The sequence below is a fragment of the Rhodococcus sp. NBC_00297 genome, from assembly GCF_036173065.1.
In the GTDB taxonomy this organism is placed as follows: Bacteria; Actinomycetota; Actinomycetes; order Mycobacteriales; family Mycobacteriaceae; genus Rhodococcoides.
The window spans coordinates 1,137,371-1,152,721 of record NZ_CP108041.1 but is presented as its reverse complement, the minus strand read 5'-3'; the positions used below and the strand labels follow the sequence as shown (position 1 = coordinate 1,152,721).

Genomic DNA, 15,351 nt, shown 5'->3' with positions numbered 1-15,351 from the left:
CGGGCCGAGGTCTCCGCCACCGGAGTAGATTGGTACTTCGTGCAACTACTTCATCGGCGGACGGACGGGTCCGCGGCCCGGCCCTCTCTGTTCGACGCGTTGCACTCGCGCAACTACAGACTGTGGGCGTCGGGTCAGATCGTCTCGCTCATCGGCACCTGGATGCAGCGCATCGCCCAGGACTGGCTGGTTCTCGAACTGTCCGGGGGCAACGGGCTCGCCGTCGGCATCGTCATGGCACTGCAGTTCGGTCCCACGCTGGTGCTGTCCGTGTGGGGCGGGGTGCTCGCGGATCGGTACGACAAGAGACGCCTCCTCATGGCCACTCAGGCCGCTGCCGCCGTGTTCGGGCTCGTGCTCGGGTTGCTCGACGTCGGCGGTGTCGTGGCGCTGTGGCACGTCTACGTCCTGGCGCTGCTCCTCGGCTGTTCGTCGGCGATCGACGCGCCCGTCCGGCAGTCGTTCACCATCGAGATGGTCGGTCCCGCACGGCTTCCCAACGCCATCGGCCTCAACTCGATGACGTTCAACCTCGCCCGCATAGTCGGCCCCGCCATCGCCGGCGTGGGCATCACGCTGGTCGGCACCGGCTGGGTCTTCCTCGTCAACGCAGCCTCGTTCGCCGCGGTGTTCGGCGCCCTCGCCGCCATGCGGCCCGCCGAACTGTTCACCGTCGAGCGTGCACCGCGTCGGAAAGGGCAGGTGCGGGAGGGATTCCGCTACGTCGCGGGGCGGCCGGATCTGTGCGTGCTCCTGGCGACCGTGTTCGTCGTGTCGACGTTCGGCATCAACTTCCCGCTGAGCCTGTCGGTGATCGCGCGCAACACCTTCGACAAGGGTGCGGACGCGTACGGATTCCTGTCCACGGTGCTCGCGGTGGGCACCTTGATCGGCGCGACTCTCGCCGCCCGGAGACGCGGCACCCCCGGGATCCGTCTCTTCGTGCTGTCCGCGGTGGTGTTCGGCATCTTCGAGACTCTGGCCGGAGTGATGCCCGCTTTCTGGGCCGTCGCAGTCATGCTGATCCCGGCCGGCGCAGTCCAGCTCACGTTCAGCACTATCGCGATGAACATCCTGCAGGCGTCGGTCCCGTCGGACATGCGCGGCCGGGTCATGGGCATCTACATGCTGTGCTTCCTCGGCGGAACCCCGCTGGGCAGCCCGTTGCTCGGCTGGGTGGCCGACGTCGTCGATCCTCGCGCACCGCTGGTGCTCGGCGGGATCGTCTCCCTGATCGCGGGCCTGGGCGCGGCGCTGGTCGTGCGCCGCACCCATGTCGCCGACATCGCGATGCCCGACGTCGGGGTCGACGAACCCCGACCCGCCTAGAAGAACCAGCCGATCTGGGGCTGGCTCGGGGTGCCGAAAGCCAGATCGAACTCGTGCAACGCCTTCTCCGACGTCGACGCCACTCGGCCGGCGGCCGCGAACTGGCGAGCGCGGTGCGCGCCGAGGTAGAGGCTGCCGAGGACGGACGAGGACACCGTCACGTCGGGGTCGTCGTCACTGCGGGTGACCTCGGCGTGCCCGTCGCGGGTGACGAAGCGATAGGCGCCGCCGGCGTGCAGGAACGGATCCTCCACGCCGATCACGAGATCGGTGTCGATGGCGTACGTCCGCGCCGACAGCGCCGCCGGGACGTCCATCAACCGCACCCACAGGCCGTCCTTGACGCCGGTGACCTGCGGAACACGACGATCGGTCAGCAGTGTCAGCAGCGGATCCCCGACGGGAAGCGTCACTTCGATCGTCTCCACGAGATCGATGCCGCACATCACCTGCCAGAGATCGGAGCGTGCCTCGTCCGTCGCGGCGATGATGTCGACGATGCGCGCCTCCTGCGCCCCCGCTGTCCCGACGCGGTAGCCGCGGCGGAACGCGATGTATCCGTCGGGGTGGACGATGAAGAAGAGCTTGGAGAAACCACCGCGGGAGTTCTTGCGATCGGCGAAGAAGCGATGCCACCGGGTCTGGGGCATCGGCTGGGCGCCGGCGGTCTGTCGCTGCCACCGTCCGTAGATCTCCGGCAGCAGTTCACGAGCCTCCGTGGACGTCACCAGACGGGCGCCCCGGGGCGGCGGCAGATCCTTGCGGAACGCGGTGAAGCGCCGGTCGATGGTGTAGTTGACACCCTGCGTGGCGGCGCCGTACCCGAACCGCTCGTAGATGGTCGCCTCGCTCGCCGTGAGCACCGACAGGGGCTTGCCCGCCTCCTCGAAGCGCTCGTGCTGCGCGGTGAACATCCGGCGCAGGATGCCGCGTCGGCGATGCGTGGGAGCGACCGACACCCACGACACCCCCGTCGCGGGCAGGGTGCGGCCACCGGGAACGGTGACGTCCATCGGGAAGTGCATCGTGACACCGACCGGCAGGTCACCGTCGCACGCCAGGAAAATTTCGGACGAGGCCGTGAGTATCTTGGTCTCCTCCATGTCCTCGCTGTTCTGGTGCTCACCGAAAGCGTGGGCGTCGAGGAGCGCGATGGCGTCCCAGTCGTCCTCGGTGGCGGTACGGATGGTGATCGTGTCGTCGGTAGTCATCGCAGACGACCTTATCGGCCGCGCCGATGCACCGCCGGAACACGTCCTGAGAAGATGGGTCCGTGGTACACGTCGTCGACATCACCGACCCAGCCGATCCTCGCCTCGACGACTTCCGGGACCTCAACTCCTCGGACCGTCGTCCCGACCTGCCCGAGGGCAAGGGGCTGGTGATCGCGGAGGGTGTTCTGGTGGTCCAGCGCCTCGTCGCGTCACGTTTCGAGCCCCTCTCGCTGCTGGGCGTCGAGCGGCGGCTCGGTGAGCTCGCGGACGATCTCGTGGACGTCGACGTGCCGTTCTACCGCACCACGGCGGACGTCATGGCGGAGGCCGTCGGGTTCCACCTCAACCGCGGGGTGCTCGCGGCCGCCCGGCGCCCCGCACCGCTGGACCTCGCGGACGTCGTCGCCGACGCGCGGACGGTGGCGATTCTCGAAGGCGTCAACGACCACGAGAACCTCGGCTCGATGTTCCGCAATGCCGCCGGCCTCGGTGCCGACGCCGTCCTCTTCGGCGGCGCCTGCGCCGACCCGCTGTACCGACGGTCGGTGCGTGTCTCTATGGGCCACCTGCTGCGCGTGCCGTTCGCCACGGTCCCCGACTGGCCGCGCGGGCTGTCCGTGCTGCGCGACAACGGGTTCCAGCTCGTCTCGCTGACTCCGAATCCCACCGCCGTTCCGCTGGCCGAGGCGATGACGGGGGAGAAGGTCGCGCTCCTGCTCGGCGCCGAGGGGCCCGGACTCACCGAACACGCGATGCGCGCCACCGACGTCCGGGCGCGGATCCCGATGGCACCGGGCACCGACTCGCTCAACGTCGCCACCGCGGCCGCCATGGCGTTCTACGAGCGGGTGCGCACGGGATGAGGGATCCGGACGAACCGACACCGTGGGGCCCGGGAATCGCGTGTGCCGTCGCCGTGGCACTCGTCACCGCCGCCGCGGTGATCACGCTGGGCCTCACCCTGCTCCGGGTCAGCAGCCTCTTCGCTGTCCTGGTGATGGCCGTGATGGTGGGCGGCGCTGCGCCGTCGGTCGCCCGCCGGCGTGCAGATCCGGTGTGGCGCTTCATCGTTCCGGGCATCGCCGCCGGCGCGGCCGTGGGTGTGCTGGCGTTCGCCGTCGACGCGTCGGTCTAGCGGCGCCGGAACAGGCCGCGCTTGCGCTGCGGCTCCGGAGTCTCCGGTCGCGGCGGTTCGGGCGGAGGGGTCGCCGCCGGATCGCGCATCGCGAAGTCGCACAACAGCACCGACCCGGGGTCGGTGTCCCCGTCGCGGGCACCGCCGATCATGCGGACGCCGAGCCAGTGGGCGCTCGCCGCGTCGGCGAACTCCTGGGGGTGGAACGGCAGCGCCTGGGGATCGGGAAACTTCTCGCCGTCGAACTGCAGCGGATGGTCGCCCGACCAGAAGGGCCGTTCCCACGGGAAGGGAAGACCCTCGTCTTCGTGGATGTAGGTGGGGCCGGCGCTGAACGAGCGCTTCAGGGTGCCGGAGTCCCATTGCGCGAAGGCGCCCCACGCGTGCTCGCGTTCGGAGGCGACGAGAAAGGTGTGCGTGGACGGCAGCAACGACGTCCACGACTCCTCGAGAGTCGACGGGCGCACCGCGGCGGGCTCGGACGCGCAGACGACGGTGATACCCGGGTAGCAGCCGACCAGCACGCGGTTCGGCTCCGACGCCACGGCGAACGCCGTCAGGGGAGCCATGCCGACGAGGGTGGGCTCGAGACCGGGGTGGAGCTTCCGTGCGACGGCCGCGGCCGCATCGGTGTCGGACTGCACTCCGGACCGCAGTACCGCGATCGGATCAGGTGCGTCGACGAACCACAACGCTGCTGTTCCCAGCCCCACCGGGCGCCCCCTTGTCGTCGTCCGGTCTCAGACGGTCACTTTCTCGGCCGTGAAGATCGCTCTGCCGTGAACACTGCTCGGCTCAGCGGCCGTTGCTGCGCACTCCCAGCAAGACATCCTCCCACGACGGCATGGCCGGCTTTCCCCGTTTGTCCTTCGCGTTCGCATGGCCCGGCGCCGGCTTGGGTTGCGTCGGTTCGGGCTCGGGCTCGGCCTGCACTGCGGGTGTCTCCGCGGGTTCGGGCTGCTCCGCCGTGGTCTCCGTGTCCGAGTCCGCGTCGACCCCGTAGTAGTCGTCGAGGGTCTGCTGGGACGGCGAGTCCTCCTCGGCGGCGACGACGGGGGCCAGCCCTCGGAGCTGGCGGCCGAAGTCGGGGTCTATCAGCTCGGACGCCGCGTCGTCGAGGGGCGTGACACTGCCGCCGTGGGCATCCGGCTGGAAACGCCAGTGCGCGGTGTTGGTGGTGCGTCCCGCGGGCCACGTCAGCTGAGCGATCCAGTGATTGTCCTCGTCGCGCCACGCGTCCCACTCGGCCTGGTCCATCGAATGCCCGCGGCCGCGGAACGCGAGTCCCACGATCTCCACGAGGGTGAGCACGGCGGGCCCGTCGGCACGCAGGGGGTGGCCCAGCTGGGCGAGTTCGGCGGCGCGGGAGCGTTCCAGTAGAACCGGGTGCGCGTAGCGCTCCACCTTGCTCGCCGGCATACCCGACTCCTTGGCCACCTGCTCGATGGAGGCGCCGGACCGGATGCGCGCCTGGATCTCGCGCGGTCGCATCAGAGAATCCATCTCGATCTCGATCTGTCCGAGTCGCGCGGCGTCACCACGGGCGGCGGCACGCAACTTCTCGTCGGCCGGCAGACGGAACTTCTCACCGGAGGAATCGGCACAGACGATGTGCTTGCCGTCCGACGCCAGGCCGATCACGTGGATCTCTCGCACGATCACTCCTTTGCGTCGCGACGGCCCCTGCCCCTCGGCTGCTCGCTGTCCGAGCACGGGGCCGGGTTCGGTGCCTCCCCCGACTGTAATGCACCACAGTGCAGCAGTCGGGGGGACACGCACTCTCTCACGCCAGGTGTTCGACCACGTGATCGATGCAGGCGGTCAGGGCGGTGACGTCGTCGGGCTCGACGGCCGGGAACATGCCGACGCGCAGTTGGTTGCGGCCGAGCTTGCGATAGGGCTCCGTGTCGACGATGCCGTTGGCGCGCAACGTCTTCGCGACGGCTGCAGCGTCGACCTTCTCGTCGAAGTCGATGGTGCCGACCACCTGTGAGCGATGCTTCGGGTCGACGACGAACGGCGTCGCGTACTCGGAGCGCTCGGCCCAGTCGTACAGCCGCGACGAGGAGTCGGCGGTCCGTGACGTCGCCCAGTCCAGGCCGCCCTTGCCGTTCAACCACTCGATCTGGTCTGCGAACAGGAGCAGCGTCGCCACCGCGGGGGTGTTGTACGTCTGGTTCTTGGTGCTGTTGTCGATGGCGATGGGCAGCGACAGGAAGTCGGGGACCCAGCGCTTGCTCGCCGCGATCTCGTCGACGCGGGCCAGTGCCGCGGGGCTCATCAGCGCGACCCAGAGGCCACCGTCCGCAGCGAAGTTCTTCTGGGGAGCGAAGTAGTAGACATCCGAATCGGCCACGTTCACGGGCAGGCCGCCGGCGCCGGAGGTCGCATCGATCGCGATGAGGGCGTCTTCCGAGCCCGCCGGGCGCGACACGGGAATGGCCACACCGGTCGAGGTCTCGTTGTGCGCCCACCCGATCAGGTCGACCGACGGGTCCGACGTGGGCTCCGGAGCACTGCCCGGTTCCGCGGAGACGACGATCGGGTCACCGATGAACGGGTTGGCCTTGGCCACCGAGGCGAACTTCGAGCTGAACTCACCGTTGGTGAGGTGCAGCGACTTCGCCTTGATCAGGCCGAACGCCGCGGCGTCCCAGAATGCGGTGGTGCCGCCGTTGCCCAGCACGACCTCGTAGCCCTCGGGGATCGAGAACAGCTCGCGCAGACCGTCGCGCACCCGACCCACCACGTCCTTCACCGGCTTCTGGCGGTGGCTGGTGCCGAACACCGACGCGCCAACGTCCACCAGGGACTGGAGCTGCTCGGGCCGGACCTTCGACGGACCGCACCCGAAGCGTCCGTCGCCGGGCTTGAGGTCGGAAGGAATGGTCAGGTTCTCGGCCATACGGGGTTCGCGTCCTTAGTTTCGGTGTGGGCGGTACCGGCGAGATCAGGGTAATGCAGCCGTGACAGGGGTCGTGCACCCCGTTCGGTCACGTGCACCCCCGATGTCAAGAGCATCACGCGAACTGTGGAGCGCCGTCCCCGGGCCCGACGTGGTCGTGGACCGTGCCGGGTTCACCGGTCACGCTCGACGGGTGAACTTCGGCGAGGAGACATGGACGCGTGCCCGGTTGCTCGCGTGCGGTATGACCGACAACCAGATCCGGCGTGCTGTTGCACGCGGCGTCCTGGCCACGGTGCGACCGGGCGTGTATGTCGCGCGCTCAGTTCTCGAGGGCTCGCCTGCCGACGTCCGACATCTGCACAGTGTTCGTGCGGCCTCGGTGTCGGCCGGTGTCGTCAGCCACCAGTCGGCTGCTCTCGTGCACGGCTTCTCCCTGTGGGAGCCCGATCTGACGCTGGTGCACGTGACGGTCGATCGTGCGGCGGGCGGCAGGATCACCACGCGGAGGCATGTGCACGTCGGGCCGCTCCCAGCCGACGACGTGGTGTCTGTCGACGGTCTCCAGGTGACGAGCGCCGCTCGAACCATCGCCGACCTCAGCCGCACTCTCGACTTCGAGGCGGCGGTCTGCGTGGGGGACTCCGCGCTGAACTCGGGGTCGACGAGTATCGAGGCGATCCGCGCGTGCCTGGACTCGGCTCCTACCCGTGGTGGGACTTCCGCGCGCCGGGTCGTCGACTTCCTCGACCCACGGAGCGAGAGTGTCGGCGAATCCAGGAGTCGGGTGATGCTGAGAGCCCTCGATATGCCTGCTCCGGAGTTGCAGATCCCGGTGCTCGATCCCGCGGGGCGGCTCATCGGACGTCCGGACTTCCTGTTCGACCGGCAGGGAGTGATCGGGGAATTCGACGGCTTCGTGAAGTACTCGTCGCTGGTTCCGATGGGCAGCAGTCCGAGTCGGGTCGCTTTCGCGGAGAAGCGACGGGAAGACGAGTTCCGGTCGTACGGGTGGATGGTGGTGCGCTGGGTGTGGTCCGAGTTGGCGACGCCTGACGTCGTCGGGCGTCGGCTGCGCCGGGCCTTCGACATTGCGGCGACGATGCCCACGCCGTGTACTGGTCGTCGTTGATGCACCGCTGTTCGTGTGGCGCACTCCCGATGGGGGGTGCGCCACACGAATCGGTGCGCGCGGCGGAAACCCGGGCACCCCGCGTACCTCACGCGATGGTGCCCCACCCCTCGACGCTCTCGGGGGAGCGCGGTGCGGGACCGGTGTAGATGGCGGCGGGGCGCACGAGCTTGCCGAGGCGTTTCTGTTCGAGGATGTGGGCGCACCAGCCGGCGGTGCGGCCGCAGGTGAACATGGCGGGCATCATGTGCGCGGGTACTTCGGCGAAGTCGAGGATGACGGCGGCCCAGAATTCGACGTTGGTCTCGATGGCGCGGTCGGGGCGGCGTTCGCGCAGTTCGGCGAGTGCGGCCTGTTCGAGGGCGGCGGCGACCTCGAAGCGGGGTGCGTTCAGGCGCTGCGCGGTGGCGCGGAGGACGCGGGCGCGGGGGTCCTCGGCGCGGTAGACGCGGTGCCCGAAGCCCATGAGCTTCTCTTTCCGGTCGAGGATGCCCTTGACCAGTGCCCGTGCGTCGTCGGACTTCTCGACCTCCTCGATCATGGGGAGCACGCGGGCGGGGGCGCCGCCGTGGAGCGGTCCGGACATGGCGCCGATGGCTCCGGAGAGGGCGGCGGCGACGTCGGCTCCGGTGGAGGCGATGACGCGGGCGGTGAAGGTGGAGGCGTTCATGCCGTGCTCGGCGGCGGAGACCCAGTAGGCGTCGATGGCCTCGGTGTGGGCGGGATCGGGGTCGCCCTTCCACCGAGTCATGAATCGTTCTGTGACGGTGGAGCACTGGTCGATTCGCGTCTGCGGCACGGCCGGCTGGTAGATGCCCCGCGCGGACTGGGCGACGTAGGACAGCGCCATGACGGAGGCGCGGGCGAGGTGTTCGCGGGCGGTGTCGTCGTCGATGTCGAGGAGCGGCTCGTACCCCCAGATCGGTGCGAGCATCGCGAGTCCGGCTTGGACGTCGACGCGGACGTCGCCGGTGTGGATGGGGAGGGGGAAGGGTTCGGCGGGCGGTAGTCCGGGGCCGAAGCGTCCGTCGACGAGCAGTGCCCACACGTTGCCGAAGGTGACGCCCTTGCCGACGAGGTCCTCGATGTCGACGCCGCGGTAGCGCAGTGCGCCGCCGTCCTTGTCGGGTTCGGCGATGTCGGTGGTGAAGGCGACGACGCCCTCGAGTCCGGCGACGAAGCCCTCCGGTACCACTGTTTCCTGGGCCATGAAGATCCCTCGTTCTCCTGTGTCCGCGGACCCCGCTTTCATGCGTGGACCTGCACCTCACCGCACCCTAGTGGGTAGCGCGGGCCGCACCGTACTCCGGGAGTAGCGTCTGCGCGGTGAGCGAGAACATCGACCTGGCGGATATGCGGGTGGCGTATGGCGGGGACGACGATCTCGAGGAGAGCGACCTCGCCGGCGGCTGGCTCGCGCTCGCCCGTGTGTGGTTGCAGCAGGCGATCGACGCGCGTCTGCCGGAGCCGAATGCCATCACACTCGCGACGGTGGACGCGGACGGCCGACCGGCGACGCGCACGGTGCTGTGCAAGGAGTTGTCGGAGTCGGGCGTCGTCTTCTACACCAACTACGGATCCGCGAAGGCCCGCCATCTCGAGTCGACGCCCTTCGCATCGGCGACGTTCCCGTGGATCGGCATCCAGCGCCAGCTCACGGTGCGCGGACCGGTCACGCGGGTGAGCGCCGACGAGACGGCTGCCTACTGGGCCACCCGGCCGCGGGGGTCGCAGCTCGGTGCGTGGGCGTCGCAGCAGTCGAGCCCCATCGGATCGCGTCAGGACCTGGAACGGCACCTCGTCGACGTGACCGACAGGTTCGAGAACCAGGATGTGCCGGTGCCCCCGAACTGGGGCGGCCTCCGCATCGCGCCCGAGTCCGTGGAGTTCTGGCAGGGCCGGAACAACCGTCTGCACAACAGGCTGGTGGTCACGGCGTCCGGCGTCGAACGTCTGCAACCGTGAGACTTCTCGCCGACACCACTCCTCTCCAGAATCCCGATTATCGACGCCTGTGGGCGTCGGGCGTCGTCACGGTCATCGGCGCCCAGCTCTCGGTCGTCGCTGTGCCGCAACAGATCTTCCAGATCACGTCGAGCTCGGCGTACGTAGGACTCGCGGGTGCTTTCGCGTTGGTTCCGCTGGTCGTGTTCGGGCTGTGGGGCGGGGCGTTGGCCGACGTGATGGATCGGCGCACCCTGCTGATGATCACCACGGTGGGGATCGGCGCGACGTCGTTCATGCTGTGGCTGCAGGCGCACCTGGGGCTGAACAACGTGTGGATCGTGTTGGTGCTGCTCGCCGTGCAGCAGGGCTTCTTCGCGGTGAACCAACCCACGCGCAGCGCCATCATCCCGCGCCTGATTCCGTTGCGGCAGTTGCCCGCTGCCAACTCACTCAACATGACGGTGTTCAACTTCGGTGCCATCGCGGGCCCGATGCTGGCCGGTGCGTTGATTCCGGCGTTCGGGCTGCCGACGCTGTACCTGCTCGACACCATTGCGCTGTCGGTGACCCTGTGGGCAGTCGCGCGACTGCCGAAGATTCCGCCGACGGGGGAGTCCCGACGCGCGGGTCTGCGCGAGGTGTTCCAGGGGTTCGCCTACCTGGCGACGCAGAAGGTGCTGCTCGCCTCGTTCGTCGTGGACATCATCGCGATGGTGTTCGGGATGCCGCGCGCACTGTTCCCCGAGGTGGCCACCGAGACGTTCGGTGACCCGGCCGAGGGTGGACTCGTCCTCGGACTGTTGTTCGCGTCGCTGTCGGCGGGCGCGGTGCTGGGCGGAATCTTCTCGGGGTGGTTGCCACGCGTGCAGCGTCAGGGTGTCGCGGTGATCGCGTGCATCGTGGTGTGGGGCGGCGCGATGATCGGGTTCGGTGTCTCGGTGGCGCTCGCGACGGTCGGGGAGCGCGGGTGGGCGCTGTACCTGGCGCTGGGCTTCCTGGCGATCGGCGGCGGCGCCGACATGATCTCCGCCGCGTTCCGGAGTTCGATGCTGCAGTCCGTGGCCACCGACGACATGCGTGGCAGGTTGCAGGGAGTCTTCATCGTGGTGGTCGCGGGCGGCCCGCGGGTGGGCGACGTCCTGCACGGCGCGGCCGCCTTCATGGTGGGTACCGCGGCCGCGGCGGCGGGCGGCGGGGTGCTGGTCATCGTCGGCGTGATGATCGCGGCCCTCGCCATCCCGGCCTTCGTCAAGTACCGCGTCACGGCTCACACCTGAGCGGTGCGGCGGCATACCTCCGCCCAGGGAGTGGGCTCGATGCCCAGCATCTGCTGTGACCGCGTCGAGTCGAGGACGTAGGGCGCGGTGCGCTGGTAGGACAGCTGGTTCAGCTCCCGCAGCATCGGTACGGCGAGACCCGCCGCCCGCGTGATCACGCGGGGTACGACGCGTACGGGCACCGGGGGTCTGCCCACGGCCGCGAGTGTGTCGGTGATCGCCTGCCGCAGTGTCACAGCGGGATTGGTCGGCGCATGCCACACCTGACCCCATGATTCGGGAGTGTCGACGGCGGCGATCAGTGCCCGCGCCTCGTCGAGGACGTCGGTGAACGAGTGCGGCACGTCGGCCGCATCGATCGCCCACACTGCCTTGCCGTCGAGCGCAGCGGGGAGAAGGCGCGTGACGTGGCCGTTCGCGCCCACTCCCGTTCCCACGTAGTCGGATCCGCGTACCTCGACGGCGCGCAGAGAACCGGCGCGGTGAGCGTCGGCGAGCTCCGCCCACATCTGGGCCCGCAGCACACCCTTGTGGTCGGTGGCCGCGTCGGGCATTCCCTCGCGCATGACACCGTCGGAGACGGGCCCGTACGGGTAGAGGGTGCCCGTGACAGCCAGGACGGCGCCTGTCCGTTCGGCAGCGGTGCGCAGCGACCGCGCCAGAGGGGGCCACACCTGATGCCACTGCGTGTAGTCGCTCGGGTTGGCGCAGTTGTACAGCGCGACGGCACCGTCCGTGAGGGCGCTGAGAGCGTCGGCGTCGGAGGCGTCGAGCGTGGCGGAGGTGACGCCGGGAGCGGTGGTGCCGCGACGGGAGACGAGCACGACCTCGGAGCCGCGGTCGGCGAGCAGGCGGGCGACGTGGGTACCGACGGGGCCGGCCCCGACGACGACGTGACGATCGGACATGAGAAACACCTTCCGTAGTGGAGAGCACCGCTCTCGCCACAACTATGAGAGCACCGCTCTCGAAAGTCAAGAGCGGTGCTCTCGGTTACTGTGAAGGCATGCCCACGCCCCGGGAGACCGCACGTACGGAGACGATGGCCGCGATCCTGAGCGCCGCACGGACACAGCTCGCCGACATCGGACCCGCGGCGCTGTCCCTGCGCGCCGTGGCGCGGGAGATCGGCATGGTGTCCTCGGCCGTCTATCGCTACGTTGCGAGTCGGGACGAGCTGCTCACGGCACTGATCGTGCAGTGCTACGACGAGCTGGGTGCGACCCTCGAGGATGCGGATCCGCAGGGTGGGAAGGCTGTCGACCGCTGGGTCGCGGTGTGTGACGCACTGCGATCGTGGGCCGCGGCGCACCCGCACGAGTACGCGCTGCTGTACGGCTCGCCCGTGCCCGGCTATCGAGCGCCGCAGACGACCGTCGGTCCGGCCACGCGCCCGACTCTCGTGGTGGTGAGCATCGTCGTCGACGCGCATCGGTCTGCACCGCCGGTCCGTATCGAGCCCGACAACTATTCACCGGCGCGCGACTTCGTCGTGCAGCACTTCCGCGAGACCCGCGGGGAGGACGTGAGTGGCGTGATGACGCCCGACCTGATGGCCCGCACATTGTCGGCGTGGATCACGGTCTTCGGCGCGGTGTCGTTCGAGCGTTTCGGCCATCTGGTCGGCGTCACCGAGGACACCGGCGCGTTCTACGCCGACATCGTGCGGAATCTCGCCTCGACGCTCGACCTCAGTGGAAGGTGACGTGCCACACCGCGAGTGCGGCCAACGCGCCGGCGCCGTTGAGTGCCCAGTGCAGACCGATGGGAGCGAGGATGCTCCCGCCGCGATGGCGCAGCCAGGTGAAGACGAAGCCGGCGACGGTGGTCCCGGCGACGGCGCCGCACACCCCGATGATCTGGCCGAACAGTCCGGTTCCCAGCACGGCGGAGAACCCGTCGTTGCCCACTGTCAGGCCGAGTGACGACGCCACGTGCCACAGGCCGAAGAGCAGCGAGCCGATGACGGCGACCGCGCGAATGCCGAAGCGCCGCGACAACTTCGCGTGCAGGACGCCGCGGAACGCGAGCTCCTCGGGAATGACGGTCTGGAGCGGGATGATGACGAGGGCCGCGAACAGCGTGGCGCCGACGTTGACGCCGTACCGCTCGTTGAGGAAGGCGCTCTGGGTGAGGGGGATCGAGGCGGCGATGGCCACCACCACCAGCGTGAGTCCGGCCGCAGCGGCGCCGTGACGGGCTCCGCGCCCGATGTTGCTCAGCCCGAGGTCGCTCCACTGGACGCCGCGCGCACGAGCGAAGGCGAGCAGGAGCAGGGCCCCGACCGGCACCGCGGCGACCGCGATGGGAGTGGGCGCGAAGTGCGCGGTCAGGTTGAAGACCACGAGGGCGGCGACGACCACGACGATGTCGACGAGGGTCCTGTCGAACCAACGGCGGGATGTCACCGGTTCGGTGGCGACGACGACTGTGGACACCCGATCCACCGTACAGAGAACGGCGAGTCACATCAGGGCGGTAGCGTGCTGCCATGGTCGACGACGCGCCATCCGCCCTGTCCCATTCGCTGCGCCACGGTGCGTACAGAGCCGACGTCGCCGCCACCGGTGCGGGACTGCGAGCCCTCGAGCATGCCGGCCGGCGGCTCACCGAGACGTGGGACGCGGGCAGGCCGGAGGCCGGTCGGGATCGGGTCGCCGCCAAACCCCCGTTGTCGGCGGGGCTTGTTCTCGCACCGTGGCCCAACCGCACGCGCGACGGCCGGTTCACGTTCGACGGTGAGACACATCAGCTCGAGATCACCGAACCGGCCCGGAACAACGCGAGTCACGGACTCGTCCGTCGACGGGAATGGGACGTCGCGGAGCGGTCCGACTCGTCGATTACCCACACCATCGACATCGGTGGCGAGCAGGGATGGCCCTTCGCGCTGCGGCTGACAGCTCGGCACAGCCTCGGCGACGACGGATTGACCGTCACCCACACGGCCACGAACGTCGGCGACCGCACCGCGCCCTTCGGCATGGGCGTCCACTCGTTCGTCCGCGCAGGTGATGCGCCCCTGGACGAGTGCACGCTCCGACTCTCGGCGGGTGTGCGTCTCCCGCTCGACGGCGAGCGCAACCTGCCCAGCGGCGGCCCCGTGCCCGTGCAGGACACGGACCTCGACTTCGCTGCGGCGCGGAGCCTCGCCGGAGTCTGGCTCGACACCCCGTTCAGTGCCCTCGTCCCGGACGCGGACGGCATCGCACGGCAGTACCTGACGCCGCCGGACAGCGCGGCCACCGTGCTGTGGACCGACGCGAACTTCCCGTGGGTGCAGGTGTTCACGGCGGATCCGGCGCACGATCAGGCCTACCCGGACCGCGGCCGCGCCCTGGCGATCGAACCGATGACATGCCCACCGGACGCGCTGAACTCAGGGGTGGGGCTGATCGTGCTGGAGCCGGGGGAGACCTGGACCGGGAGCTGGGGCATCCGGGCGGACGACGGGATCGCCTCGTGACGATCCTCGTGTGCGGCGAGGCGCTGGTCGATCTGGTGCCCGATCGCCGGGGCGGTGGTCCCGCGTTGACGCCGAAGCTGGGCGGCGGCCCGTTCAACGTCGCCGTCGCGCTCGGCCGCCTCGGTGCGGACGTGCAGTTCCTCTCCCGCATCTCCCGCGACCCGTTCGGCCGCGACCTGGTGGCGTGGCTGGAGGCGTCGAAGGTGGGACTCGACCTGCTGCAGCGTGGGCCGGAGCTGACCACGCTCGCCCTGACCGTGCTCGACGCGCACGGCGCCGCCGAGTACTCGTTCTATGCAGACGGCACCGCGGACCGACTCGTCGAGGCGCCCGCGACCATCCCCGAGTCGGTGACCGCGGCGTCGTTCGGCACGCTGTCGCTGCTCTACGAGCCGGGCGCGAGCGTGTACGCGGCGCTGCTCGCGAGGGTGCACGACGCCGGGGTCCTGACGATGCTCGATCCGAACATCCGCCCGGCCGCGATGACGGACGGCGACGGTTACCGCGCCCGGTTCCGTACCTGGCTTCCGTCGATCGACATCCTCAAGGTGTCGGTCGAGGACGCGGGATGGCTGGGGGAGGGGCCGCAGGGCACCACCGTCCGAGACTGGTTGGACGCGGGCGTGACGGCCGTCGTCGTCACGCGCGGCGGGGACGGGCTGTCGGTGGTCACCACGGCCGGCGAGACAGTCGTTCCCGGTGTGTCGGTGCAGGTCGCGGACACCATCGGTGCGGGCGACACCGTCCACGGGGCGATGCTCCACCACCTGACGGAGCACGGCGTGCGCTCGTCGGCGGACCTTCTGCGACTCGATTCACAGGCCTGGACGGCGGCTCTCACGTTCGCCGCGAAGGCAGCCGCCATCACCGTGTCACGACCGGGGGCGGACCCTCCCTGGGCGGACGAGGTCGGCGACGACTAGTTTTATCGAGACACCACAAGTTC

At 69.6% G+C, this 15,351-nt stretch carries 16 protein-coding genes; 9 read left to right on the top strand and 7 right to left on the bottom strand.

The features are described 5' to 3' along the window. The first annotated feature begins 87 nt into the window (after positions 1 to 87). Positions 88 to 1,329, top strand: coding sequence for an MFS transporter (locus OG947_RS05445; RefSeq protein ID WP_051613067.1), 1,242 nt, complete (start codon positions 88 to 90; stop codon positions 1,327 to 1,329). Here OG947_RS05445 and OG947_RS05440 read toward each other — a convergent pair. After that, a complete protein-coding gene (locus OG947_RS05440; protein WP_328813284.1) occupies positions 1,326 to 2,540 on the bottom strand; it encodes a GNAT family N-acetyltransferase in 1,215 nt (404 codons plus the stop codon). The two genes, OG947_RS05445 and OG947_RS05440, sit on opposite strands and share 4 nt — an antisense overlap. A 62-nt stretch (positions 2,541 to 2,602) precedes the next feature. On the opposite strand from OG947_RS05440, the gene OG947_RS05435 reads away from it, so the two are divergent. After that, complete coding sequence (locus tag OG947_RS05435; RefSeq protein ID WP_328813283.1) at positions 2,603 to 3,406, top strand: TrmH family RNA methyltransferase; 804 nt, start codon at positions 2,603 to 2,605, stop codon at positions 3,404 to 3,406. Next, a complete protein-coding gene (locus OG947_RS05430) occupies positions 3,403 to 3,678 on the top strand; it encodes a DUF2537 domain-containing protein (RefSeq protein WP_328810250.1) in 276 nt (91 codons plus the stop codon). Before OG947_RS05435 ends, OG947_RS05430 begins: the two co-directional genes overlap by 4 nt. Here OG947_RS05430 and OG947_RS05425 read toward each other — a convergent pair. From OG947_RS05425 to serC, 3 genes are all read right to left on the bottom strand, one after another. Further along, the gene (locus tag OG947_RS05425) at positions 3,675 to 4,391 is read right to left on the bottom strand and encodes a DUF6928 family protein (RefSeq protein WP_056446855.1); all 717 of its coding nucleotides are present in this window, start codon (positions 4,389 to 4,391) and stop codon (positions 3,675 to 3,677) included. The genes OG947_RS05430 and OG947_RS05425 overlap by 4 nt on opposite strands. A gap of 82 nt (positions 4,392 to 4,473) precedes the next feature. Then, positions 4,474 to 5,334, bottom strand: coding sequence for a septation protein SepH (gene sepH, locus OG947_RS05420; RefSeq protein ID WP_222640911.1), 861 nt, complete (start codon positions 5,332 to 5,334; stop codon positions 4,474 to 4,476). Positions 5,335 to 5,461: 127 nt separating this feature from the next. Continuing rightward, positions 5,462 to 6,583, bottom strand: a complete 1,122-nt coding sequence (gene serC / locus OG947_RS05415) for a phosphoserine transaminase (RefSeq protein ID WP_328813282.1) — start codon at positions 6,581 to 6,583, stop codon at positions 5,462 to 5,464. Positions 6,584 to 6,686: 103 nt separating this feature from the next. On the opposite strand from serC, the gene OG947_RS05410 reads away from it, so the two are divergent. Continuing rightward, a complete protein-coding gene (locus OG947_RS05410) occupies positions 6,687 to 7,715 on the top strand; it encodes a type IV toxin-antitoxin system AbiEi family antitoxin domain-containing protein (protein WP_328813281.1) in 1,029 nt (342 codons plus the stop codon). Positions 7,716 to 7,803: 88 nt separating this feature from the next. On the opposite strand, the gene OG947_RS05405 is transcribed toward OG947_RS05410, so the two are convergent. After that, positions 7,804 to 8,925, bottom strand: coding sequence for a citrate synthase 2 (locus OG947_RS05405; protein ID WP_027504219.1), 1,122 nt, complete (start codon positions 8,923 to 8,925; stop codon positions 7,804 to 7,806). Positions 8,926 to 9,068: 143 nt separating this feature from the next. Here OG947_RS05405 and pdxH point away from each other — a divergent pair, with 143 nt between their 5' ends. Together pdxH and OG947_RS05395 are read left to right on the top strand one after the other, a co-directional pair. Next, positions 9,069 to 9,680 carry a pyridoxamine 5'-phosphate oxidase gene (gene pdxH, locus OG947_RS05400; protein ID WP_328813976.1) on the top strand — a complete coding sequence of 204 codons (612 nt, stop codon included), beginning with the start codon at positions 9,069 to 9,071 and terminating at the stop codon, positions 9,678 to 9,680. Continuing rightward, entirely contained in the window at positions 9,677 to 10,939 is a 1,263-nt protein-coding gene (locus OG947_RS05395; protein WP_285187880.1) for an MFS transporter, read from the top strand. Before pdxH ends, OG947_RS05395 begins: the two co-directional genes overlap by 4 nt. Here the strand turns inward: OG947_RS05395 and OG947_RS05390 are convergent. Continuing rightward, the gene (locus OG947_RS05390; protein ID WP_328813280.1) at positions 10,930 to 11,847 is read right to left on the bottom strand and encodes an NAD-dependent epimerase/dehydratase family protein; all 918 of its coding nucleotides are present in this window, start codon (positions 11,845 to 11,847) and stop codon (positions 10,930 to 10,932) included. The two genes, OG947_RS05395 and OG947_RS05390, sit on opposite strands and share 10 nt — an antisense overlap. A gap of 98 nt (positions 11,848 to 11,945) precedes the next feature. Here OG947_RS05390 and OG947_RS05385 point away from each other — a divergent pair, with 98 nt between their 5' ends. Continuing rightward, positions 11,946 to 12,644, top strand: a complete 699-nt coding sequence (locus OG947_RS05385) for a TetR/AcrR family transcriptional regulator (RefSeq protein WP_328813278.1) — start codon at positions 11,946 to 11,948, stop codon at positions 12,642 to 12,644. Here OG947_RS05385 and OG947_RS05380 read toward each other — a convergent pair. Continuing rightward, the gene (locus OG947_RS05380) at positions 12,631 to 13,377 is read right to left on the bottom strand and encodes a CPBP family intramembrane glutamic endopeptidase (RefSeq protein WP_307109221.1); all 747 of its coding nucleotides are present in this window, start codon (positions 13,375 to 13,377) and stop codon (positions 12,631 to 12,633) included. The genes OG947_RS05385 and OG947_RS05380 overlap by 14 nt on opposite strands. Positions 13,378 to 13,430: 53 nt before the next feature. Between OG947_RS05380 and OG947_RS05375 the strand changes: the two genes are divergently transcribed. Further along, a complete protein-coding gene (locus OG947_RS05375; RefSeq protein WP_328813277.1) occupies positions 13,431 to 14,405 on the top strand; it encodes an aldose 1-epimerase family protein in 975 nt (324 codons plus the stop codon). Continuing rightward, positions 14,402 to 15,328, top strand: a complete 927-nt coding sequence (locus OG947_RS05370) for a carbohydrate kinase family protein (protein ID WP_222627761.1) — start codon at positions 14,402 to 14,404, stop codon at positions 15,326 to 15,328. Before OG947_RS05375 ends, OG947_RS05370 begins: the two co-directional genes overlap by 4 nt. Positions 15,329 to 15,351: the final 23 nt, after the last annotated feature.

Excerpts from the sequence above, each read along its gene's own strand:
- OG947_RS05440 (WP_328813284.1), bottom strand. The coding sequence starts at position 2,540 with ATGACTACCGACGACACGATCACCATCCGTACCGCCACCGAGGACGAC.
- OG947_RS05430 (WP_328810250.1), top strand. The coding sequence starts at position 3,403 with ATGAGGGATCCGGACGAACCGACACCGTGGGGCCCGGGAATCGCGTGT.
- serC (WP_328813282.1), bottom strand. The coding sequence starts at position 6,583 with ATGGCCGAGAACCTGACCATTCCTTCCGACCTCAAGCCCGGCGACGGA.
- OG947_RS05410 (WP_328813281.1), top strand. The coding sequence starts at position 6,687 with ATGTCAAGAGCATCACGCGAACTGTGGAGCGCCGTCCCCGGGCCCGAC.
- OG947_RS05405 (WP_027504219.1), bottom strand. The coding sequence starts at position 8,925 with ATGGCCCAGGAAACAGTGGTACCGGAGGGCTTCGTCGCCGGACTCGAG.
- pdxH (WP_328813976.1), top strand. The coding sequence starts at position 9,069 with ATGCGGGTGGCGTATGGCGGGGACGACGATCTCGAGGAGAGCGACCTC.
- OG947_RS05390 (WP_328813280.1), bottom strand. The coding sequence starts at position 11,847 with ATGTCCGATCGTCACGTCGTCGTCGGGGCCGGCCCCGTCGGTACCCAC.
- OG947_RS05385 (WP_328813278.1), top strand. The coding sequence starts at position 11,946 with ATGCCCACGCCCCGGGAGACCGCACGTACGGAGACGATGGCCGCGATC.
- OG947_RS05375 (WP_328813277.1), top strand. The coding sequence starts at position 13,431 with ATGGTCGACGACGCGCCATCCGCCCTGTCCCATTCGCTGCGCCACGGT.